This is a genomic window from Streptomyces sp. JLSY215 (assembly GCF_059682825.1).
In genome coordinates this window covers 2,462,806-2,484,372 of the sequence record NZ_CM185022.1, presented here as the reverse complement: position 1 = coordinate 2,484,372, position 21,567 = coordinate 2,462,806, and the positions used below count along the sequence as shown (strand labels likewise).

The 21,567-nt window shown below is 72.6% G+C and carries 18 protein-coding genes; 7 read left to right on the top strand and 11 right to left on the bottom strand.

All coding sequences use genetic code 11. The features are described 5' to 3' along the window. Positions 1-133: 133 nt before the first annotated feature. The 4 genes from sucB to AC5677_RS11105 form a co-directional block, all read right to left on the bottom strand. The gene (gene sucB / locus AC5677_RS11120; protein WP_497194859.1) at positions 134-1,867 is read right to left on the bottom strand and encodes a 2-oxoglutarate dehydrogenase, E2 component, dihydrolipoamide succinyltransferase; all 1,734 of its coding nucleotides are present in this window, start codon (positions 1,865-1,867) and stop codon (positions 134-136) included. A gap of 53 nt (positions 1,868-1,920) precedes the next feature. Next, positions 1,921-3,309, bottom strand: a complete 1,389-nt coding sequence (lpdA, locus tag AC5677_RS11115) for a dihydrolipoyl dehydrogenase (RefSeq protein ID WP_403834695.1) — start codon at positions 3,307-3,309, stop codon at positions 1,921-1,923. Positions 3,310-3,650: 341 nt separating this feature from the next. After that, positions 3,651-5,180 (bottom strand): leucyl aminopeptidase, encoded by a 1,530-nt coding sequence (locus AC5677_RS11110; RefSeq protein WP_497194858.1) that lies wholly within the window; start codon positions 5,178-5,180, stop codon positions 3,651-3,653. 683 nt (positions 5,181-5,863) lie between these two features. Further along, positions 5,864-6,685: an adenosylcobinamide-GDP ribazoletransferase gene (locus tag AC5677_RS11105; protein ID WP_497194857.1), complete on the bottom strand. Its 822-nt coding sequence runs from the start codon at positions 6,683-6,685 to the stop codon at positions 5,864-5,866. Positions 6,686-6,780: 95 nt separating this feature from the next. Here AC5677_RS11105 and AC5677_RS11100 point away from each other — a divergent pair, with 95 nt between their 5' ends. Further along, positions 6,781-7,518 carry a hypothetical protein gene (locus AC5677_RS11100; RefSeq protein WP_497194856.1) on the top strand — a complete coding sequence of 246 codons (738 nt, stop codon included), beginning with the start codon at positions 6,781-6,783 and terminating at the stop codon, positions 7,516-7,518. Here AC5677_RS11100 and AC5677_RS11095 read toward each other — a convergent pair. The 4 genes from AC5677_RS11095 to AC5677_RS11080 all read right to left on the bottom strand — a co-directional run bounded on the left by AC5677_RS11095 (position 7,493) and on the right by AC5677_RS11080 (position 11,574). Further along, complete coding sequence (locus AC5677_RS11095) at positions 7,493-8,197, bottom strand: hypothetical protein (protein ID WP_497194855.1); 705 nt, start codon at positions 8,195-8,197, stop codon at positions 7,493-7,495. The genes AC5677_RS11100 and AC5677_RS11095 overlap by 26 nt on opposite strands. Before the next feature lie 347 nt (positions 8,198-8,544). Then, positions 8,545-9,591: a nicotinate-nucleotide--dimethylbenzimidazole phosphoribosyltransferase gene (cobT, locus tag AC5677_RS11090; protein ID WP_497194854.1), complete on the bottom strand. Its 1,047-nt coding sequence runs from the start codon at positions 9,589-9,591 to the stop codon at positions 8,545-8,547. Between the two features lie 16 nt (positions 9,592-9,607). Next, on the bottom strand, positions 9,608-10,258 hold the full coding sequence (locus AC5677_RS11085) for a class I SAM-dependent methyltransferase (RefSeq protein WP_497194853.1): 651 nt from the start codon (positions 10,256-10,258) through the stop codon (positions 9,608-9,610). A gap of 62 nt (positions 10,259-10,320) precedes the next feature. Beyond that, positions 10,321-11,574: a bifunctional adenosylcobinamide kinase/adenosylcobinamide-phosphate guanylyltransferase gene (locus AC5677_RS11080; protein WP_497194852.1), complete on the bottom strand. Its 1,254-nt coding sequence runs from the start codon at positions 11,572-11,574 to the stop codon at positions 10,321-10,323. A gap of 239 nt (positions 11,575-11,813) precedes the next feature. Between AC5677_RS11080 and AC5677_RS11075 the strand changes: the two genes are divergently transcribed. Then, positions 11,814-12,026: a hypothetical protein gene (locus tag AC5677_RS11075; RefSeq protein WP_497194851.1), complete on the top strand. Its 213-nt coding sequence runs from the start codon at positions 11,814-11,816 to the stop codon at positions 12,024-12,026. Between the two features lie 78 nt (positions 12,027-12,104). Here the strand turns inward: AC5677_RS11075 and AC5677_RS11070 are convergent, their stop codons facing one another. Next, positions 12,105-12,701: a DUF3043 domain-containing protein gene (locus AC5677_RS11070; protein ID WP_497194850.1), complete on the bottom strand. Its 597-nt coding sequence runs from the start codon at positions 12,699-12,701 to the stop codon at positions 12,105-12,107. Positions 12,702-13,244: 543 nt separating this feature from the next. On the opposite strand from AC5677_RS11070, the gene AC5677_RS11065 reads away from it, so the two are divergent. The 5 genes from AC5677_RS11065 to AC5677_RS11045 all read left to right on the top strand — a co-directional run bounded on the left by AC5677_RS11065 (position 13,245) and on the right by AC5677_RS11045 (position 19,858). Beyond that, on the top strand, positions 13,245-14,039 hold the full coding sequence (locus AC5677_RS11065; protein ID WP_497194849.1) for a PspA/IM30 family protein: 795 nt from the start codon (positions 13,245-13,247) through the stop codon (positions 14,037-14,039). Between the two features lie 57 nt (positions 14,040-14,096). Beyond that, entirely contained in the window at positions 14,097-14,375 is a 279-nt protein-coding gene (pspAA, locus tag AC5677_RS11060; RefSeq protein WP_497194848.1) for a PspA-associated protein PspAA, read from the top strand. 138 nt (positions 14,376-14,513) lie between these two features. Further along, the gene (locus AC5677_RS11055; RefSeq protein WP_497196583.1) at positions 14,514-15,779 is read left to right on the top strand and encodes a sensor histidine kinase; all 1,266 of its coding nucleotides are present in this window, start codon (positions 14,514-14,516) and stop codon (positions 15,777-15,779) included. After that, positions 15,776-16,465 (top strand): response regulator, encoded by a 690-nt coding sequence (locus tag AC5677_RS11050; protein ID WP_497194847.1) that lies wholly within the window; start codon positions 15,776-15,778, stop codon positions 16,463-16,465. Before AC5677_RS11055 ends, AC5677_RS11050 begins: the two co-directional genes overlap by 4 nt. Positions 16,466-16,669: 204 nt before the next feature. After that, complete coding sequence (locus AC5677_RS11045; RefSeq protein WP_497194846.1) at positions 16,670-19,858, top strand: efflux RND transporter permease subunit; 3,189 nt, start codon at positions 16,670-16,672, stop codon at positions 19,856-19,858. A 169-nt stretch (positions 19,859-20,027) separates the two neighbouring features. On the opposite strand, the gene AC5677_RS11040 is transcribed toward AC5677_RS11045, so the two are convergent. Together AC5677_RS11040 and AC5677_RS11035 are read right to left on the bottom strand one after the other, a co-directional pair. After that, positions 20,028-20,534, bottom strand: coding sequence for a DUF1877 family protein (locus AC5677_RS11040; RefSeq protein ID WP_497194845.1), 507 nt, complete (start codon positions 20,532-20,534; stop codon positions 20,028-20,030). Positions 20,535-20,697: 163 nt separating this feature from the next. Then, positions 20,698-21,564, bottom strand: coding sequence for a helix-turn-helix transcriptional regulator (locus AC5677_RS11035; RefSeq protein ID WP_497194844.1), 867 nt, complete (start codon positions 21,562-21,564; stop codon positions 20,698-20,700). Positions 21,565-21,567: the final 3 nt, after the last annotated feature.

The window sequence follows — 21,567 nt, the reverse complement described above, 5'->3', positions numbered from 1 at the left end:
GAAGGCGAAGGGGCCACCGGCGGCCGGGACGCCCGGGGACGCCCGGGGCCGGTCAAGGACGCGCAAAGGGGCCGGCCCCGGCTCGTGAGAACCGGGGCCGACCCCTGGCACACCTAAGGCTTGCCGGCCGGAATCAGAGACCGATCTCGGTCTCGAACTCGGCGGCCTCCAGGATCTGCTTGACCGTGGTCAGGTAGCGGGCGGCGTCGGCGCCGTCCACCAGACGGTGGTCGTAGGAGAGCGCGAGGTAGGTCATGTCGCGCACCGCGATGGTCTCGCCGAGGTCCGGGTGGTTGATGACCACCGGGCGCTTGACGGTGGCACCGATGCCCAGGATGCCGACCTGGTTCGGCGGCACGATGACCGTGTCGAACAGCGCGCCGCGCGAGCCGGTGTTGGAGATGGTGAAGGTCGCACCGGACAGCTCGTCCGGGGTGATCTTGTTGCCGCGGACCTTGCCCGCCAGCTCCGCCGTCTTCCGGGCGATACCGGCGATGTTGAGGTCGCCCGCACCCTTGATGACCGGGGTCATCAGGCCCTTCTCCGCGTCCACCGCGATACCGACGTTCTCGGTGTCGAAGTAGGTGATGGTGCCCTCGTCCTCGTTGATCCGGGCGTTGACGACCGGGTGGGCCTTCAGCGCCTGGACGGCGGCCTTGACGAAGAACGGCATCGGGGAGAGCTTGACGCCCTCACGCTGCGCGAAGGCGTCCTTGGCCTTGTTGCGCATCCGCATGATCGCGGTGATGTCCACCTCGACCACGGAGGTCAGCTGCGCCTGGCCGTGCAGGGCCTTCATCATGTTGTCGCCGATGACCTTGCGCATCCGCGGCATCTTGACGGTCTGACCGCGCAGCGGGGAGACCTCGAGGGCCGGAGCCTTCGAGACCGCGGCGGCCGGGGCGGCAGCCGGAGCAGCGGCCTTGAGGGCCTCCGCGGCGGCGATGACGTCCTGCTTGCGGACCCGGCCACCGACACCGGTGCCCTTGACCGTGGCGAGGTTGACGCCGGTCTCCGCGGCGAGCTTGCGCACCAGCGGGGTGACGTACGCGGCCTCCTCACCCGCGGCGGGAGCCGGGGTGACGGGAGCCGGGGCGGCAACCGGAGCCGGCGCCGGCGCGGGGGCCGGAGCGGGCGCGGGAGCCGGGGCCGGAGCGGCCGGGGCGGGCGCCGGAGCGGCGGCGGCCGGAGCCGGGGCCGGAGCGGCGGGCGCGGGAGCCGGGGCGGCGGGGGCGGCCGGGGCCGGAGCGGCCGGAGCCGCACCCTTCGCACCGATGACGGCGAGCTTGGCGCCGACCTCGGCGGTCTCGTCCTCGCCGACCACGATCTCCAGCAGCGTGCCGGAGGCGGGCGCCGGGATCTCGGTGTCGACCTTGTCGGTGGAGACCTCCAGCAGCGGCTCGTCGGCCTGGACCTCCTCGCCGACCTCCTTCAGCCAGCGGGTGACCGTGCCCTCGGTGACGCTCTCGCCGAGCGCGGGGAGGACGACATCGGTGCCCTCGGCGCCACCCGCGGGGGCGGCGGCGGGGGCGGGAGCCTCGGCCGCGGGGGCCGGGGTGGGCTCGGGCTGCGGCTGGGCCGCGGGGGCCTCGGCGGCGGCCGGGGCGGGGGAGGCAGCGGGCGCGCCCGTGCCGTCGTCGATGAGGGCCAGCTCGGCGCCGACCTCCACCGTCTCGTCCTCGGCCACCTTGATGGAGGCCAGGATGCCGGCGGCCGGGGCCGGGATCTCGGTGTCGACCTTGTCGGTCGACACCTCGAGCAGCGGCTCGTCGGCCTCTACGCGCTCACCCTCGGCCTTGAGCCAGCGGGTGACGGTGCCCTCGGTGACGCTCTCGCCGAGCGCCGGCAGGGTTACGGAAACCGCCATGGTTTCTGTTGCTCCTATCGAATGTGCGGATGTGGTCGCGCCCGGGACTGGGGTCAGTCGTGGGAGTGGAGAGGCTTCCCGGCCAGCGCCAGGTGGGCCTCGCCGAGAGCTTCATTCTGCGTCGGGTGCGCGTGTACGAGCTGCGCAACCTCGGCCGGCAGGGCCTCCCAGTTGTAGACCAGCTGGGCCTCGCCGACCTGCTCGCCCATACGGTCACCGACCATGTGGACGCCGACCACGGCACCGTCCTTGACCTGGACGAGCTTGATCTCGCCCGTGGTCTTGAGGATCTTGCTCTTGCCGTTGCCCGCCAGGTTGTACTTCAGAGCGACGACCTTGTCGGCGCCGTACAGCTCCTTGGCCTTGGCCTCGGTGATACCCACCGAAGCGACCTCGGGGTGGCAGTACGTCACGCGCGGCACACCGTCGTAGTCGATCGGCACGGTCTTGAGACCGGCCAGCCGCTCCGCCACCAGCATGCCCTCGGCGAAGCCGACGTGTGCGAGCTGGAGGGTGGGAACGAGGTCACCGACGGCCGAGATGGTCGGCACGTTGGTCTGCATGTACTCGTCGACCAGGACGTAGCCGCGGTCCATCGCGACGCCCTGCTCCTCGTAGCCCAGGCCCGCCGAGACCGGCCCGCGGCCGATCGCGACCAGGAGCACCTCGGCCTCGAAGGTCTTGCCGTCGGCGAGGGTGACCTTCACGCCGTCGGCGGTGTACTCGGCCTTGTCGAAGAAGGTGCCGAGGTTGAACTTGATGCCGCGCTTGCGGAAGGCCCGCTCCAGCAGCTTGGAGCTGTTCTCGTCCTCGACCGGGACGAGGTGCTTGAGGCCCTCGACGATGGTCACGTCGGTGCCGAAGGACTTCCACGCCGAGGCGAACTCGACGCCGATCACGCCGCCGCCCAGGACGATCGCCGACTTCGGCACGCGGTCCAGCTTGAGCGCGTGGTCGGAGGAGATGATGCGGTTGCCGTCGATCTCCAGGCCCGGCAGCGACTTCGGCACGGAGCCGGTCGCCAGCAGGACGTGGCGGCCCTGGATGCGCTGGCCGTTCACATCGACGGAGGTCGGGGAGGACAGCCGGCCCTCACCCTCGATGTAGGTCACCTTGCGGGAGGCGATCAGACCCTGCAGGCCCTTGTACAGGCCCGAGATGACCTCGTCCTTGTACTTGTGGACGGCCTCGATGTCGATGCCCTCGAAGGTGGCCTTGACGCCGAACTGCTCGCTCTCGCGAGCCTGGTCGGCGATCTCACCGGCGTGCAGCAGAGCCTTGGTGGGGATGCAGCCGTTGTGCAGGCAGGTGCCGCCGACCTTGCCCTTCTCGATCAGGGCGACGTCCAGGCCCAGCTGAGCCCCGCGCAGGGCAGCGGCGTAACCACCGCTACCGCCTCCGAGGATCACTAGGTCGAAAACGGTGCTGGCGTCGTTCGCCACGTCACGTCCTCCATGCATGGGTACGCCGGAGCCGGTCTCCAATGACCGGACGGCGGCTGTGGTTCGGCCGCTTGAATTTCGGCCCTGGGTAAGGGGGGCCCTGTCCTGCCGAGAACCCATCTTCGCACTTGTTGAACCCGGACGGGACGGCGGGCCGGGCTCGGAGGGGGCCGAGGGGCCACCTCAAGGGGGTTACCGGGGCGTACGGACGTACGGATTTCGTTGAGGGCGAACGGATCCGCGCGGGGTCCGTACGGGAGAGAGGAAACGCACACCTACGGCCCCGGGCTGTGAGCCCGGGGCCGTACGGACATAAACGGGCAAGACGGCGGGCGGGCCGCTCAGCCGAGGTCGCCCGCGGCCGTCCGCTCGGCCAGCCGCACCAGGGTCCGCACCGCGGAGCCCGTGCCGCCCTTGGGCGTGTACCCCCAGGGGGCGCCCTCGTGGAAGGCCGGGCCCGCGATGTCCAGGTGGGCCCAGGGGATGCCCTCGCCGATGAACTCCTTCAGGAAGAGCCCGGCGACCAGGCCGCCGCCCATCCGCTCACCCATGTTGGCGATGTCGGCGACCGGCGAGTCCATGCCCTTGCGCAGGTGGGCGGGCATCGGCATCGGCCAGGACTGCTCGCCGACCTCCTCCGCGATCTCGTGGATCGAGGTACGGAAAGCGTCGTCGTTCGCCATGATCCCGAAGTGGCGGTGGCCCAGCGCCAGCACCATCGCACCGGTCAGCGTCGCGACGTCCACGATCGCGTCCGGCGACTCCTCCGAGGCGCGGGTGAGCGCATCGGCCAGGACCAGGCGGCCCTCGGCGTCGGTGTTGAGGACCTCCACGGTCTTGCCGCTGTACATGGTCAGCACGTCGCCGGGGCGGGTGGCGGAGCCGGAGGGCATGTTCTCGGCGAGCGCCAGCCAGCCGGTGACATTCACCTCCAGGCCCAGCTTGGCGGCGGTCACGACCGCGGCGAAGACGGCGGCGGCGCCGCTCATGTCGCACTTCATGGTCTCGTTGTGGCCGGCCGGCTTGAGCGAGATGCCGCCCGAGTCGTACGTGATGCCCTTGCCGACCAGCGCGAGGGTCTTGGTCGCCTTGGCGTGCGTGTGCGCGATCCGCACCAGCCGCGGCGGGGCCTCGGAGCCCTGGCCGACGCCGAGCAGACCGCCGTAGCCGCCCTTCTTCAGCGCCTTCTCGTCCAGCACCTCGACCTTGAGGCCGAACTCCTTGGCCGCGGCCTGCGCCTCGGCCGCGAAGGTCTTCGGGTCGAGGCCGTTGGAGGGGGTGTTGATCAGGTCACGGGCGCGGTTGATCTCCGCGGCCAGCGCCTGGGCGCGCTCGGCGGCGGCCTTGAACTCCTTGTCGCGCGGCTTGGCGCCGAGGATCGCCGCCTCGCCGAGCGGCGCCGACTTGGTGTCGTTCTTCTTCGCGCCCTTGCCGTTGCTGCGGTACGCGGTGAAGGTGTACGCGCCGAGCAGGGCGCCCTCCGAGACCGCGGCGGCCGCCTCGGCGTCCTCGACGGGGAGTGCGAAGGCGGCCTTCTTGCTGCCGGTCAGCGCGCGGGCGGCGCTGCCCGCGGCGCGCCGCAGCGCCTCGCTGCCGTAGCCGTCGCCCTTGCCCGGGGCCTCGCCCAGGCCGACCGCCAGCACGACCGGTGCCTTGAGGCCGTCGGCGGCGGGCAGCTTGGTCACCTCGCCCTCGGCACCGGTCGCGCCGAGGGTCTCCAGCACGGCGGCGAGCTTGCCGCCGAACGCCTTGTCCACGGCCTCGGCGCCGGGGGCGACCACGACGCCCTTGGGGCCCTTGGCCACGCCGACGACGACGGCATCCGCACGCACCGTTGCGGCGGAAGAAGTACTGAGGGTCAGTGCAGTCACGGTGATGAGAGTCCTGTTCCGTCCGGGAATCCGTTGTGCGCCCTGGGCGCTGCTGCGGCCGAGCCTACGCTCGGCAACGCCGCAAGGCTTGGCCTGTCGCCGCAACGGCCGGTAACGGTGCGTCGGGGAACGAGGCGGTCCGGTCGGTGAACCCGTACCCGTCGAGGGGGAGTTGGGGGCCGGATGACCCCGCGGTTCGGAGGGGGCCGGGGGGGGGAGGGATGGGCCCGTGGGGGTGGTGGGGGGAATCCCTACGGGGTGGGCGAACGGATCCCTTAGGGGTGACGAGCGCCCCTTGCGGGCCTCAACGGCGGGCGGCGGGCGGGTATTCCCGCGGCCGGCCGCGCCGGATGTCCGGTCTGTGTCGCCGGTCCGCGTCGCCCGGTCCGCGTGGCTCCGCCCCGCCGTGTCGCCCGGTCCGCATCGCTCCGCCCCGCCGTGTCGCCCGGTCCGCGTGGCTCCGCCCCGCCGTGTCGCCCGGTCCGCATCGCTCCGCCCCGCCGTGTCGCCCGGTCCGCGTGGCTCCGCCCCGCCGTGTCGCCCGGTCCGCGTGGCTCCGCCCCGCCGTGTCGGCCGGTCCGCATCGCTCCGCCCCGCCGTGTCGCCCGGCCCGCGTGGCTCCGCCCCGCCGTGTCGCCCGGCCCGTGTCGCCCCGTCCCGCCGTGTCGCTCCACCGGCCGCCGTCACCCGAGTGCGAGCAGCACCAGCGCCGCCAGCCCCGCGCTCTCCGCGAGCGCGCCGAAGACATCCCCTGTCACCCCGCCGAACCGCCGCCGGCAGTGCCGCAGCAGCAGTTCGCCGGCCCCGAGCCCGCCCAGCGCCGCCAGCCCGGCGTGCAGCGCGCCGTACGCACCGAAGCCGTACCCGCCGAACAAGCCACCCGCCGCCGCGCACAGGGCGGCGACCAGCGCGGCGCACACCAGCGCGGCCCGCAGCGGAACGGCGCCCGCGACCGCCGCGCCCAGCCCCTCCGGCCGGGCCGCGGGCACGCCCGCACGGGAGGCGAGGGTCAGCGCGCACCGGGCCGTGACCCCCGCGACCACCGCCGCCACCGCGCCCGGCGCCCAGCCCCGTGCGTACAGCCCGTCCAGCACGGCCACTTGGGCCAGCAGGGTGAACAGCAGCGTGATGACCCCGAACGGGCCGATGTCGGACTGCTTCATGATGCGCAGCGCGTCCTCGGCGGGCCTGCCGCTGCCCAGCCCGTCGGCGGTGTCGGCGAGGCCGTCCAGATGCAGGCCGCGGGTGAGCGCGGCGGGTACGGCGGCGGTGCCGACCGCGGCGAGCAACGGGCCGCCGCCGAGCAGGAGCAGCGCCCCGCCGACCGCAGCTGCGGCGAGCGAGACGACCAGCCCGGCCAGCGGCGCGCAGAGCATCCCGCCGCGGGCGGTCTCGCGGTCCCAGCGGGTCAGCCGCACCGGGAGCGCGGTCAGCGTCCCGAAGGCGAAGCGCAGGGTGTCGGCGGGGGACGGCGGGTCGGGGGAGTCGCCGGGGGTGTCGCTCATCGCGGCAGGCTATCCCGGCCGTTCCGCGCCCCGGAGGCGCCGAATTCGCCCATAAACCCCGTAAATTGCGCTTACACGGCAAAGGGGAGCGTGGGATGGGTCACTGGTGGTACCGCAACATCGTCGAGCCGGGGAAGCTCCCGCTGCTGCTCGCCCTCGCCTCCTTCGTCCTGACGTTCCTGGTGACCCGGGTCATCACCCGGCTCATCCGCGCGGGCAGGGGCCCGTTCCGCAACATCGCGCCCGGCGGGGTGCACGTCCACCACGTCGTCCCCGGTGTCGTCCTGATGGTCGTCGGCGGCTTCGTTGCCCTCGCGGGCAGCCGCCGCGGCTTCGGCTCCGGCGTCGCCGCGGTGCTCTTCGGCATGGGGGTCGGGCTGGTCCTGGACGAGTTCGCGCTGATCCTCCACCTGGACGACGTGTACTGGACCGAGGAGGGCACCAAGAGCGTCGAGATCGTCATCCTCACCGTCGCCCTGGTCGCCCTGATCCTCGGCGGCTTCCTGCCGTTCGGCGTCAACGAACTGACCCCCGCGGAGACCCAGGACCGCTTCCAGGTCGTGCGGACCGTGGGCGTCAACTTCCTTCTCGCGGTGATCGCCCTGATCAAGGGCAAGGGCCGGCTCGCCGTCATCGGCGTCTTCGTGCCCTTCGTCGCGCTCTTCGGCGCCGTCCGGCTGGCCCGCCCCAACTCACCCTGGGCCAGACGCTTTTACCGCAACCGCCCCAAGGCGCGGGCCCGCGCCACGATCCGCGCCTACCGCCACGACCGCCGCTGGTCGGCCCTGCGCCGCAAGACCGAGCACCTCATCGGAGGCGCCCCCAGCCGCTGACCCGCCGGGCCCCGCGCGAAGTGCCCGGCCGCCACACCTCCCACACCCCGCACAGCAAAAGCACCGCCAGCACCGCCGCGATGTGCTCCTTGCCCGCCAGGTTGCTCTTGATGAACAGCACCTCGAAGACCATGGCGGCCACCACCAGGGCGCAGGTGAACCAGGCCCGGTAGCGCCAGCTGACGAAGATCGCCAGGCCCACCACCGCCGCCGACGGGCCGGTGTCGATGACGTACTTGTCCGCGTCCGGCAGCCCGATGGGCGAGTCCGGACCGATCCACAGGCCGATCCGCGCGTACATCGTCCCGGCGAGCGTGGCCAGATAGGCGACGGCGAACATCACCCGCCAGCCCACACAGATCTCCGCGAGCCCGAAGACGATCAGCATCTGCGCCAGCGCGCCCCACACCGGCAGATCCAGCGCCGGCACGAACAGCGACAGGGGAGTGCGCAGCAGCGCCAGCCAGAGGTGCTCATAGGCCTGTACGGACCCGATGTTCTGGATGGGGCGGTAGCCCCAGGGCTGGTTCTGCACGATCTGGAAGACCAGCGTCAGACACACCGCGGTCAGCGTCACCGGGATCGCCCGCAGCTTCTTCGTGGCCAGCGCGGACCACCCGGTCCCCAGCAGCGGGCCCCACTCGGCACGCGCGGCGCGGCGCAGAGCAGGCTCGGTCATCTGTGGTTCTCCAGGTACGTGCGGTGCGGCCGGTGCGGCGGACCGCGGGCGAGCCGGATGCACCGGGCGTCGGCGCTCTTGTCGATGAGCATGTACCGCAGTTCGCCTATAGGGCGGTATTTCGCCTGAGCGAGGGAGCGATTTGATCTGCCACCACCGGGAGGAGAAGCCGAGCGGCGCGCGCGGCCGGCGCGGCACCGGGCCCGCGCCGAGCCGCGTGCCATCTCCGTAGACGGAGCACGGCGTCGCAAAGTTGAGCGAACGCCGGAGTGATCTTCACCGCACCCGGCCGCTCCCGGCCCGCACCGGCCGGGTACGGCGGACCCCAGCGGTCCGCCGCGTACGGCTCAGTCGCGTACCGGAAGCTCCGCCGCCAGGGCCGCGGCCGCCTGCACCAGCGGCAGCGCCAGCAGCGCCCCCGTCCCCTCGCCCGCAGTGACGCCGTGGTCGAGCAGCGGGGTGAGCGCGATCCGGTCCAGGGCCTTGGCCTGCGCCGGCTCGCCGCTGGCCTGCCCGGCGAGCCACCAGTCCGGCGCCCGGAACGCCACCCGCTGCGCCACCAGCGCACAGGCCGCCGAGACCACCCCGTCCAGGATCACCGGCGTCCGGCGCACCGCGCTCTGCAGCAGGAAACCGGTCATCGCCGTCAGGTCCGCGCCGCCGACCGCCGCCAGCAGCTCCAGCTGGTCGCCGAGCACCGGCCGGGCCCGCCGCAGCGCGTCGCGGATCGCCGCGCACTTGCGCATCCACGCCAGATCGTCGATACCGGCGCCGCCCCGCCCGGTGACCACCGAGGCATCCGTACCGCACAGCGCGGCGATCAGCGTGCTCGCGGCCGTGGTGCCGCCGACGCTCAGATCGCCCAGCACCACCACATCGGTCCCGGCGTCCGCCTCCTCGTCCGCGACCGCCATCCCGGCCCGGAACGCCGCCTCGGCCTCCTCGGCGCTCAGCGCGTCCTCGATGTCGATCCGCCCCGAACCGCGCCGCACCCGGTGCCGGGTGACCTCCTCCGGCAGCTCCTCGGGAGCGCAGTCCACCGCCATGTCGACGACCCGCAGCTGCGCCCCGGTGGCCCGCGCCAGCACGGCGGCCGGGCTCGAACCGTCCAGCACGGCCCGCACGAGATCCCTGGTGCCACCGGCCGGCCGTGCCGACACCCCCAGCTCCGCCACCCCGTGATCGCCCGCGAACAGCAGCACCCGCGGCCGCTCGACGGGCCGCACCGGCACCCTCTGCTGCGCCGCGGCCAGCCATTCGCCCAGCTCGTCGAGGCGGCCGAGCGCCCCCGCCGGCACGGCCAGCCGCGCCCGCCGCTCCTCGGCGTCACGGCGCGCACCGCCGTCGGGCCGCTCGATCAGATGGGCGAAGTCATCGAGGTTCAGGGCACTCATTCGGCGCAGATTACCGTCAAGTCGCAGCTGACGCGGCGCGGTGCCGGGAACGGGCATCGGCGAACCGCACCTCGCACACCAGCGGCGCCGGCAGCCGCCCGAAACGCCCCCGGCGCACCGGCACCTCCCGTACCGCCACGATCCCCGGATGCACGCTCGCCACCCGCGGCAGCTGCGCACGGTCCAGCCCCCAGCGCAGCGGACCGGGCGACCGCATACCGGACAGCGCGGCACCCCGCCGGGCGAGCGCGGCCACCCGCCGCGGCAGCACGTCGAAGACCAGCGCCCCGTCCGGGAACCGCTCCGCGCACGCCGCCAGCAGCGCCCGTACCGCCGCCGGGGACAGCCGCATCAGCACCCCGGGCGCCGTGACGATCACCCCGAGATCCGGGTCCCGCACCGCGTCCAGCCAGCCGTGATCCCCGGCGGCGCGGGCGACCGTACGGCGCCGGGGACCGTCCGGGAGCAGCATCCGGCGCACCGCCGCGATCTCCGGGGGCTGCACCGTCAGCCAGGTCAGCCGTCCGTTGTCCAGCCGCCAGAAGCCGGTCCCCAGCCCCTCGCCGAGCGCGACCACCGTCGCCTCCGGCCGTCGCTTCACATAGGCCCGTACGGCCGCGTCGAAAACCCCCCGCACGCCGGCTCCGGCCGGCTCGGATCCGTTCACGCCTCAAGAGCACCCGCCGCCGCGCCCCCAGGCAAGCGGACACGGGCCGGGCGGGCCCTGCATCATCCGCGCAGCGCAAGCGCCTGCCCCGCGACGACCAGCAGCACCTGCTCGCACTCCGCCCCGAACGCGGCGTTCAGCCGCCCCAGTTCGTCCCGGAAGCGACGGCCCGCCGCCGTGGCCGGTACGACCCCGGAGCCCACCTCGTTGCTGACCGCCACCACCGGACGACGCGTCGCCCGCACCGCCGCGACCAGCGCCTCGACCCGCTCCCGCAGCGCCCGCCGGCCGCTCGCCTCCCACACCTCGTCGTCCCACGCCCCGACCTCGTCCATGACGTGCGTCAGCCACAGCGCCAGACAGTCGATGAGCAGCGGCGACAGATCGCCCGGTCCGACGGCCTCCGCGCCCGGCGCCGCGCCCTCCAGCAGCGGCACCAGATCGCAGGTCTCCACGCTGCGCCAGCTCGCCGGGCGCCGCTCACGGTGCAGCCGGACCCGCTCCGCCCACTCCGTATCGCCCTCCCGCGTCCCGCCGGTCGCCACGTACAGCACGTCCGGGAACGACGCGAGCCGCCGCTCCGCCTCCGCCGACTTCCCGCTGCGCGCCCCGCCCAGCACCAGCGTGCGGCGCGGCAGATCCGGCACCGCGTGGTACTCGCCGACCACCAGCGTCCCGCCGTCCGGAACGGTGCGCGCGCCCGCCGCCGCGAGCCGCCGGTGCAGTTCGGGACCCGGCGGCGCACCGTGGTCGATGTGCACGGCGACCACATCCGTCGCCGCGTCCACCGCCCCGCGCGCCCGCAGCCGCGCCAGCCCGTCCGGCCGCTCCAGGACGTCCAGGAGCACCATGTCGTACGGACCGGCCCCGCCGTTCCCGTGGCCGTGCCCGTCGTCCAGCCCCGCCGGCGCCCCGCCCGGCGGCAGATACAGCAGCCGCTCGCCCGCGATACCGGTGATCTCGTACCCGGTACCGGGGATGTCCACGGCGAGGGCCTTCACCCGGTGCCCGTCCAGCAGCGCCAGCTCCCGCCCGTCCGCGACCCGGCCCGGCGTCGGCAGCCCGGCCGGCACCTCCAGCGCGGGCCCGTCGTGCGGATGCGAGAGCAGCACCTGGCGCACTCCGGCCAGCGATTTGCCCGCCCGCGCGGCCGCGAAGGCGGGGCCCGGCGTCAGATCGATGAGCAGTACGCCGTCGACGAGCAGCGCGGTGGCCGCCCGCGCCTCGTCGCCGATGGCGACCGCACAGGCGGCACACGGGCAGTCGGGGCGCGGCAGCCCCTTGGGGGCGCCGGTGCCGAGGAGAGTCAGTTCCACCCGGCGATTTTCTCGCGTCCGGGCGCGCTCAGCGCGCCGGGGGACCAGGGACACGGCCATTCCCGTGCGGCGGGGCGGGCCGGGGCGTGGACCGCTGGTGGTTTCGGCCGGTGGCCGGGGCATGCTCCCGGCGCCGCTATAGGCTGCGGATCAGCACGGAAGCATGACAGGGCGGGGCGTGCACCAGGGGCGTTCCGCCGTGGCGGCAGACCGGTACTCGGTGGACCCAGGAGGCGGACATGGCATGGACGTGGCAGTTCGAGAAGGCGGACGGGACCAAGGCGACGCCCGCCGTGGAACCCGAGGAGTTCACCACGCAGGGGGATGCGGAGTCCTGGATCGGCGAGGAGTGGAAGGCGCTGCTCGACGGCGGCGTCGACCAGGTCCGCCTCTTCGAGGACGGCACGGAGATCTACCCGGCCCCGATGAGCCTGCAGGCCGCGGAGGACTGAGCGAGGGCACCTCGCGGCGCCCGCCCGCCCCTCGGCCGGCGGGCGCCCCGCGCTCCGTCCGGCCGCCGGCCCGCTGCGTTACGGCCGCTGACCCCGCTTGACCTGCGGCTTGGGCAGCCGCAGCCGCCGCATCTGCAGGGTGCGCATGATCGCGTACGCCTTGACGCCCTTGAGGTTCTCGTTGGGGAAGCGCTCGGTGAGCACCTTGCCCAGGCGGAACCAGATGACGACCGAGTCCAGCACGATCAGCACGATGATCACGAGCCAGAGCAGCAGCGCGATGCTCTGGATCCCCGGCTGCCGGATCATGGTGAGCACCAGGATGATCACGGCCATCGGCAGGAAGAACTCCGCGACGCACCAGCGCGAGTCGATGTAGTCACGGGCGAACCGGCGCACCGGTCCCTTGTCGCGCACCGGCAGATAGCGCTCATCGCCGCTGGCCATGGCCTCGCGCTGGCGGGCCATGTCCACCCGCCGGGCCTCGCGCTGCGCCTTCGCCGCGTCCTTGCGGTTGGTGGGCGTCTGCGCGCGGGACCGGCGCTGCGTCTGGGCGTCGCTGCGCTTCGGGGTCGGGCGACCCTTGGGGGCCTGCGGGTCGCGGGGCTGCTGGGGCTGGTCCGCGTTCGCCTTGGCGGTCGCGGCCTGCTGATCGTTCGAACGGCTTCGGAACACACTGCCAGGGTACGTGCTGGCCGGGTGTGGGCCAGGGGCGGACGGGGAACGATATGGCAACTCTGTTGTTCCCCCGCGGCGTGGTGGGCCGGGGCGGGAGCCGTTGGTGGTTTGGGTTGGTGGTGGGGATTCGGGGGTTCGGCTGTTTCCCCGCGGCGTGGTGGGCCGGGGCGGGAGCCGTTGGTGGTTTGGGTTGGTGGTGGGGATTCCGGGGGTTCGGCTGTTTCCCCGCGGCGTGGTGGGCCGGGGCGGGAGCCGTTGGTGGTTTGGGTTGGTGGTGGGGATTCCGGGGGTTCGGCTGTTTCCCCGCGGCGTGGTGGGCCGGGGCGGGCGTTGTCGGTGGCCGGGGGCCGGTTCGGGTGGCGCTTCCGGGCCCGCCCTACTCCTTGGGCGGGAGACGCCGGGCCGCCGATCGTCCTGGAGGAGGAGCGCATCCGGGCCCGAACAGTGCGGTAATGGAACCAGGGCCCGTACTGTGGGGTCTGTAGATGTGCTGGAGCCAATGCCCGATGTAACTCGGTCAGAAGGGGGCGCGCGAGGCCCATGAGCGATGGTGTCATGAAGCGGATGGGGATGATCTTCCGCGCGAAGGCCAACAAGGCCCTGGACCGGGCCGAAGACCCGCGCGAGACCCTCGACTACTCGTACCAGAAGCAGCTGGAGCTGCTCCAGAAGGTGCGCCGTGGAGTCGCCGATGTGGCGACCTCCCGCAAGCGCCTGGAGCTGCAGCTCAACCAGCTCCAGGGTCAGTCCTCCAAGCTGGAGGACCAGGGCCGCAAGGCGCTCGCGCTGGGCCGGGAGGACCTCGCCCGCGAGGCGCTCTCCCGCCGTGCCGCGCTGCAGCAGCAGGTCACCGACCTGGAGACGCAGCACCAGACGCTGCAGAGCGAGGAGGAGAAGCTCACCCTCGCCTCCCAGCGGCTGCAGGCCAAGGTCGATGCCTTCCGTACGAAGAAGGAGACGATCAAGGCGACGTACACCGCCGCCCAGGCACAGACCCGGATCGGCGAGGCCTTCTCCGGCATCTCCGAGGAGATGGGCGATGTGGGCATGGCCATCCAGCGGGCGGAGGACAAGACCGCACAGCTGCAGGCACGTGCCGGTGCCATCGACGAGCTGATGGCCTCCGGCGCGCTGGACGACCCGTCCGGCATGGCCAAGGACGACATCGCGGCCGAGCTGGACCGGCTCTCCGGCGGCACGGACGTCGAGCTGGAGCTGCAGCGCATGAAGGCGGAGCTGGCGGGCGGCTCGTCGGCCGGCCAGCAGGCCATCGAGAGCGGTCAGGGCGGCCAGAACGGCCCGCAGCAGGACCAGCCGCGTTTCGACAAGCAGTGACGACCGGCGGCGGATAGCCTCGCAGAGATCGTCGGGACCGGACCAAGGGAGACCGTCGTGATCGTACGGATCATGGGGGAGGGCCAGGTGAAGCTGGACGACAGCCACTTCATCGAGCTCAACAAACTGGACGACGAGCTGCTCGACGAGATGGAGAGCGGCGACGAGGCGGGCTTCCGCCGCACCCTCGGCGCTCTCCTGGAGGCGGTCCGCCGCATGGGATCGCCGATGCCGGACGACTCCCTGCAACCGTCCGAACTGATCCTCCCGTCCGAGGACTCGACGCTCGACGAGGTACGGGAGATGCTCAGCGACGACGGCCTCATCCCCGGCTGACCGTCTCCGCTCCGCTCCACTCCAGCGCATACGGCACACGGCGCCCCGGCCCCATTTGGGACCGGGGCGCTACCGTTTCCTCTTGTGACCTCCCTCGACGCCGCTCCGGGCACCGCGCCGGCGCCCGCACCGGATGCCGTGCCGCAGGCCGTGCCGGAAGCCCGCCGCACCGGCCGCTTCCAGTGGCACCGGACGCATCCGCTCGCGTTCGACGCCGTCCTGGCCACGGTGTTCTTCGCGGCGACGCTGTGCGGCGCGGTGATCGATCCGCACGGCGCGCACGGTGGCCCCCGGTTCGGCGGCCGCGAGCTGTCCGTCACCACCGTCGTCCTGGCCGGGCTCGCCTGCACCGCCCTGGTCGCGCGCCGCCGGTTCCCCCGCTCCGTCCTGGCCGCCACCGGCTCCCTGACCGTCGTCGAGCTGCTCACCCGCACCGACGACCCCCGCGCCCCCGTCGCCTTCTCCGCCGTCCTCGCGCTCTACACCGTCGCGTCCCGCACGGACCGGCCCACCACCTGGCGGATCGGCGCGCTGACCAGCTTCGTGCTCACCGCCGCCGCGATGCTCTTCGGCGGGAACCCCTGGTACGCCCAGCAGAACGTCGCGATCTTCGCCTGGACGGGCATGGCCGCGGCCGCCGGCGACGCCGTACGCAGCCGCCGGGCCTACGTCGACGCCATCCGCGAGCGCGCCGAACGCGCCGAGCGCACCCGCGAGGAGGAGGCCCGCCGCCGGGTCGCCGAGGAGCGCATGCGCATCGCCCGCGAGCTGCACGATGTCGTCGCCCACCACATCGCGCTGGTCAACGTCCAGGCCGGGGTCGCCTCGCACGTCATGGACAACCGCCCCGACCAGGCCAAGCAGGCCCTCGCGCACGTCCGCGAGGCGTCCCGCTCCGCCCTGGACGAACTGCGCGCCACGGTCGGCCTGCTGCGCCAGTCCGACGACCCCAAGGCGCCCACCGAACCCGCCCCCGGCCTGGGCGTCCTGGACCAGCTCGTCGAGGGCTTCGTCCGCGCCGGCCTCCCCGTCGACCTGGAGATCCCGCCCGCACCGCAGTCCCTGCCCGCCTCCGTCGACCTCACCGCCTACCGCGTGGTCCAGGAGGCGCTCACCAACGTCCACAAGCACGCCGGCGACGGGGCCCGCGCCACCGTACGGATCATCCGCTCCGAGGCCGCGCTGACGGTGACGGTCCAGGACGACGGCGGCCGGACGGACGGCCCCGCACCGCAGCGGGCGGACGAGCCGGCGGAGCGCGGCGGCGGCCACGGCCTGATCGGCATGCGCGAGCGGGTCTTCGCGCTGCGCGGCACGGTCGTCACCGGCCCCCGTGCCACCGGCGGCTTCCAGGTACGGGCCACCCTTCCGTTGCACACCACCCGTCCGGGGGAGACGTCATGACCATCAAGGTGCTGCTCGCCGACGACCAGATGCTGCTGCGCAGCGCGTTCCGCATACTCGTCGACTCCGAGCCCGACATGCAGGTGGTCGCCGAGGCCTCCGACGGCGCCCAGGCGTACGAGCTGACCCGTACCAGCGGCGCCGATGTCGTCCTGATGGACATCCGCATGCCCGGCGTGGACGGCCTCGCCGCCACCCGCATGATCAGCCAGGACCCGGAGCTCACCGACGTCAAGGTGGTCATCCTGACGACCTTCGAGGTCGACGACTATGTGGTGCAGTCGCTGCGGGCCGGCGCCAGCGGCTTCCTCGGCAAGGGCGCCGAGCCGGACGACATGCTCAATGCGATCCGCATCGCGGCCGCCGGGGAGGCGCTGCTCTCGCCCGTCGCGACCAAGGGCCTGATCGCCAAGTTCCTTGCACAGGGCGGCAGTTCGGACGAGGCCGGCGGGCCGGGCGGCCGGGGCGCCGAGCGGCTGGCGACGCTCACCGGCCGCGAGCGCGAGGTGCTGGTCCTGGTGGCCGGCGGACTGTCCAACGACGAGATCGCCGAGCGGCTGGCGGTCAGCCCGCTCACCGTCAAGACGCACGTCAACCGCGCGATGGCCAAGCTCCGCGCCCGCGACCGGGCCCAGCTGGTGGTCATCGCCTACGAATCCGGACTGGTCCGCCCGCGGGTGCAGTGAGCCCTTACGGGCGCGCCGCGGCCCCTACGCCCACGGGTGCAGGGCGGAAGGAGTCGCCCGTACTCCGAACGCGGTACGGCCGGCGACCGGAAACCGACCTGCGAGCGAGGAAAACCGGCCTGGGCATGGCGGAAGGTGTAGGTGGGCCTGTGCAGGCCCCGCCGACCTTCCGGACTTTTCTGAACAGAAGAGAGACCCTCACCCATGTCCTGGCTGTCCCGACTCAGCCTCGTACAACGGGGCCTGATAGCGCTGATGTCGATCGTCGCGATCGCCTTCGGCGCCATCGCGATCCCGCAGCTCAAGCAGCAGCTCCTGCCCTCCATCGACCTTCCGATGGTGTCCGTGGTGGCGCCTTATCAGGGTGCCTCGCCCGATGTCGTCGAGAAGCAGGTGATCGAGCCGCTCGAGGACGGCATCCAGGCGGTCGACGGCATCAAGGGCGTCACCTCGACCTCGAGCGAGGGCTCGGGCGTCGTCATGGCGCAGTTCGACTACGGCAACGACACCAAGACGCTGGTCGCCGACGTCCAGCAGGCGGTCAACCGCGCCCGCGCGAAGCTGCCCAAGGACGTCGACCCGCAGGTGGTGGCCGGCGGCACGGACGACCTGCCCACCGTCGTCCTCGCCGTCTCCTCCGACACCAAGGACCAGCAGACCCTCGCCGACCAGCTCAACCGCAGCGTCGTCCCGGGCCTGAAGAACATCGACGGCGTCGGCCAGGTCAGCGTCAGCGGTGTCACGGACCGGGTCGTGGCGGTCACCCCCGACGACCGTAAGCTCGCCGCCGCCGGACTGAACGCTGCCGCGCTCGGCCAGGCGCTGGACGCGGGCGGGGCGTCGGTCCCGGCGGGCTCCTTCTCCGAGGACGGCAAGAGCCGGACCGTCCAGGTCGGCGCGGGCTACACCTCCGTCAAGCAGATCCGGGACCTGATGATCGCGCCTTCGGCGGGCGCGGGCGGTGCGCGGGACGGTGCCCCCGGCGCCGGCGCGGCCAGGCCCGTTCGCCTCGGTGACGTCGCCACCGTCAAGGAGGAGTCGGCCACTCCGACCTCCATCACCCGCACCAACGGCAAGCCCAGCCTCGCCGTCACCATGACGATGGCCCAGGACGGCAGCGCGGTCGCCATCTCCGACGCGGTCAAGGACAAGCTCCCCAAGATCCGTCAGGACCTCGGCAAGGGCTCCGACGTCACGGTCTCCTTCGACCAGGGCCCGGCCGTCTCCAAGTCCATCGAGTCGCTCACGACCGAGGGCCTGCTCGGCCTCGTCATGGCCGTGATCGTGATCCTGCTCTTCCTCCTGAGCCTGCGCTCGACCCTGGTCACCGCGGTCTCCATCCCGCTGTCGGTCGTCATCACCCTGATCGTCCTGTGGACCGGCGACCTCTCGCTGAACATGCTCACCCTCGGCGCGCTGACCATCGCGATCGGCCGCGTCGTCGACGACTCGATCGTCGTCCTGGAGAACATCAAGCGGCACCTGGGCTACGGCGAGGAGCGCCGCGAGGCCATCCTCACCGCCGTCAAGGAGGTCTCCGGAGCGATCACGTCCTCCACCCTCACCACCGTCGCGGTCTTCCTCCCGATCGGCGTGGTCGGCGGCATGGTGGGCGCCCTCTTCGGCTCCTTCTCCATCACGGTCACGGTCGCGCTGCTCTCCTCCCTGATCGTCTCGCTCACCGTCGTGCCGGTCCTGTCGTACTGGTTCCTGCGCGCCCCGAAGATCGCCGAGGGCACCACCCCCGACGAGCTCCGCCGCAAGGCCGAGGAGAAGGAGAGCCGCAGCCCCCTCCAGCGCCTCTACGTCCCGGTCCTGCGCTTCGCCACCCGCCGCCGGTTCACCAGCCTGCTCATCGCCGTCGTCATCCTCATCGGCACCTTCGGCATGGGCCCGCTGCTGAAGACCAACTTCTTCGACCAGGGCGACCAGGACACCCTGAGCATCAAGCAGGAGCTCAAGCCCGGTACGAGCCTGGGCGCCTCCAACGCCCAGGCCAAGAAGATCGAAAAGCTCCTCGCCGACACCGACGGCATCGAGGACTACCAGGTCTCCGTCGGCTCCGCCGGCATGATGGCCGCCTTCAGCGGCGGCAGCGGCGCCAACGAGGCGTCGTACCAGGTGAAGCTCAAGAACTCCGAGGACTCCGACAAGGTCACCGACGCCCTGCGGGCCGGTCTCGACAAGCTCGGCCCGTCCATCGGCGAGACCACCGTCACCGCCAGCGGCGGCGGCTTCGGCAGCCAGGACCTGAGCGTGGTCGTCAAGGCCGGCGACGCCGACGTCCTGCGGAAGGCCTCCGAGCAGGTCCGTAAGGCCGTGGCCTCCCTCGACGACGTCACCGACGTCCAGAGCGACCTCGCGCAGAGCGTGCCGCGGATCTCCGTGACGCCCAACGCCAAGGCGGCGGCCGCCGGTTACAACCAGACCACGCTCGGCGGCGCGGTCGCCCAGGCCGTCCGGGGCACCACCAGCCAGAGCAAGGCCGTCCTGGACGACACCGAGCGCGATGTCGTGATCAAGTCGGCCCACCCGGCCACCACCGAGGCCCAGCTGAAGAACCTCCCCATCCCGACCCCCTCGGGCATGGCCAAGCTCGGCACCCTCGCCACCGTCAAGACGGTTCCCGGCCCGGTCCAGATGACCCGTATCGACGGCGCCCGCTCGGCGACCGTCACCGCCAAGCCGACCGGCGACAACACCGGCGCGGTCAGCACCAAGCTCCAGTCCAAGATCAACGACCTGAAGCTGCCGGACGGCGCCACGGCCACCATCGGCGGCGTCTCCCAGGACCAGACCGACGCCTTCTCGTCCCTGGGCCTGGCCATGCTCGCGGCCATCGCCATCGTCTTCATGCTGCTGGTGGGCACCTTCAAGTCCATCGTCCAGCCGCTGATCCTCCTCATCTCCATCCCCTTCGCGGCAACGGGCGCGATCGGCCTGCTGGTCGCCACCGGCACCCCGCTGGGCGTCCCGGCGATGATCGGCATGCTGATGCTGATCGGCATCGTCGTCACCAACGCCATCGTGCTGATCGACCTGATCAACCAGTACCGCGCACAGGGCTACTCCGTCGTCGAAGCCGTCATCGAGGGCGGCCGGCACCGCCTGCGCCCCATCCTGATGACGGCCCTGGCGACGATCATGGCGCTGCTCCCGATGGCCCTGTCGATCACCGGCGACGGCGGCTTCATATCCCAGCCGCTCGCGGTCGTCGTCATCGGCGGCCTGATCACCTCCACCCTCCTGACCCTCCTCCTCGTCCCGACGCTCTACGCGATCATCGAACTCCGCAAGGAACGCCGGGCGAAGAAGAAGGCGGCCAAGCGCGCCAAGAAGGACGGCACGCCCACCGAGGAAACCGAGCGCACCCCGGAGCCGGCCGGGGTGTGACCACCCCGATCCGCTGACTCCCCGACCGCAGCCCCCGCAGCCGTGACCCACGGCCGCGGGGGCTCTCGCCGTTCGGCGGCCCGTGCGGGCCGCGTGATGCATGCGGCGGGGGCTCAACTCCCTCTCGCCGTGAGGTCGGTCGAGGCGGCCGTCCCCGAGCGGACGCACCCTAGAAGCTGAAGGTCATGAAGGCCCCGTATCCGCCCTCGGCCGCTTCGGTGAAGAATCCGAGAATGTCCTCGTAGGCGTTCTTGAGCCACGCCAGCTCATCGTCGGGGGCGAATCTCCACATGTTGGGGTACACCTCCTCCTTCGTCATCTGCTCCGGGGCGTAGTGGGCCGCCAGCTGCTCCCACGGGGTCGCCCGCAGCCGGCGTGCCACGCTCGCGATCTGCTTCGGGGACCACGTGAACAGGGTGCCGCTCTCCAGGACCATGAACCCGTCCATCAGGAAGTCGAGACGCACATCCGTCCTGTCGAGCAGGAACTGGAGGCCGGCGAACGCCTTCTCCGGTCCGCCACAGGGGCGATCCCGCATCGAGGGGTCGTCACACTCGTTCAGCCCGTAGACGCATCCCTCCAGGGCGTCGACGTATTCCTCGGCCCCGCTCGGGTCCTTCTCCGCCCGCTCCAGCTCCTCCGTTGTCGCGCCGACGAACGAAACAGTCACGCTCATGAGAGGCAATCCCCCTTGCCGTACCGCGTGTTCGACCCTTTGGCCGCACAGTGGCGGCGAGTGTTCCACGCGGCTCTGACAACCGGGCCGTGCCGTGCCCCGTGGGTGTCCGACCGCCTCGCCGTCCGGTGCCGGGCGGGCCGGGTGCGTCGTCCCGGGGGCGCTACTCGGAAGCCCGGGGCGCCCCGCCCGCACCCGCCGCGGGATCCAGCCGCAGCATCGCCGCCTCGTCCGCGCTGCCGGGCGGGGCCTGGTAGACCACGAGCCGCTGTCCGCCCGTGCGGGCCAGCTTCATGACCTCGTACGTGAGGGTCATCGCGCCGACCTTCGGATGCGCGAAGTTCTTGGTGCCGCCGCCGCGCTCCCGCACGTCGTAGCGGTCCCACAGCCGCGCGAAGTCCGGGGACTTCAGGAGGAGTTCGCCCACCAGGGCGGCCATCTGCGGCGAGTCCGGATCGGCGCCGCCGACCGCGCGCAGATGCGCCACCGACTTGGCGACGGTCTCCTCCCAGGGCTGGTAGAGGGCGCGTCCCGCCGGGTGCAGGAACAGATACCGCGTGACATTGCGCTGCTCCGCCGGCCAGTCCCACAAACCGGGCAGCAGCAGCCGGCCCGCCGGGTTGGCGGCCAGCATGTAGCTGTGCGGGCTCACGACGTACGCGGGCAGCGGACGCACCGCCTCCAGCATGTGCAGCACCGAATCGCGCACCGTGTGCTCGGCGGTGGGGCGCGGCTCCGTGAAGCGCCCCGAGGCGAGTTCGGCGAGGTCGTGCAGCCGCTCGTGGGCGTCGCCGCTCAGGCGCAGCGCACGGCCGAGCGCGTCGATCACGGCCGGCGACGGGTTGGTCTCGCGCCCGCGCTCAAGTCGCGTGTAGTAGTCGACGCTCACCCCCGCCAGCGTCGCCAACTCCTCGCGGCGCAGCCCCGGCGTGCGACGGATTCCCGTGCCCGCGGGGAGCCCCGCTTCCTCGGGGGTGATCCGCGCGCGCCGCGCCCGTAGGTATCTGCCCAGTTCCGTGCCGTCTGCCATCCG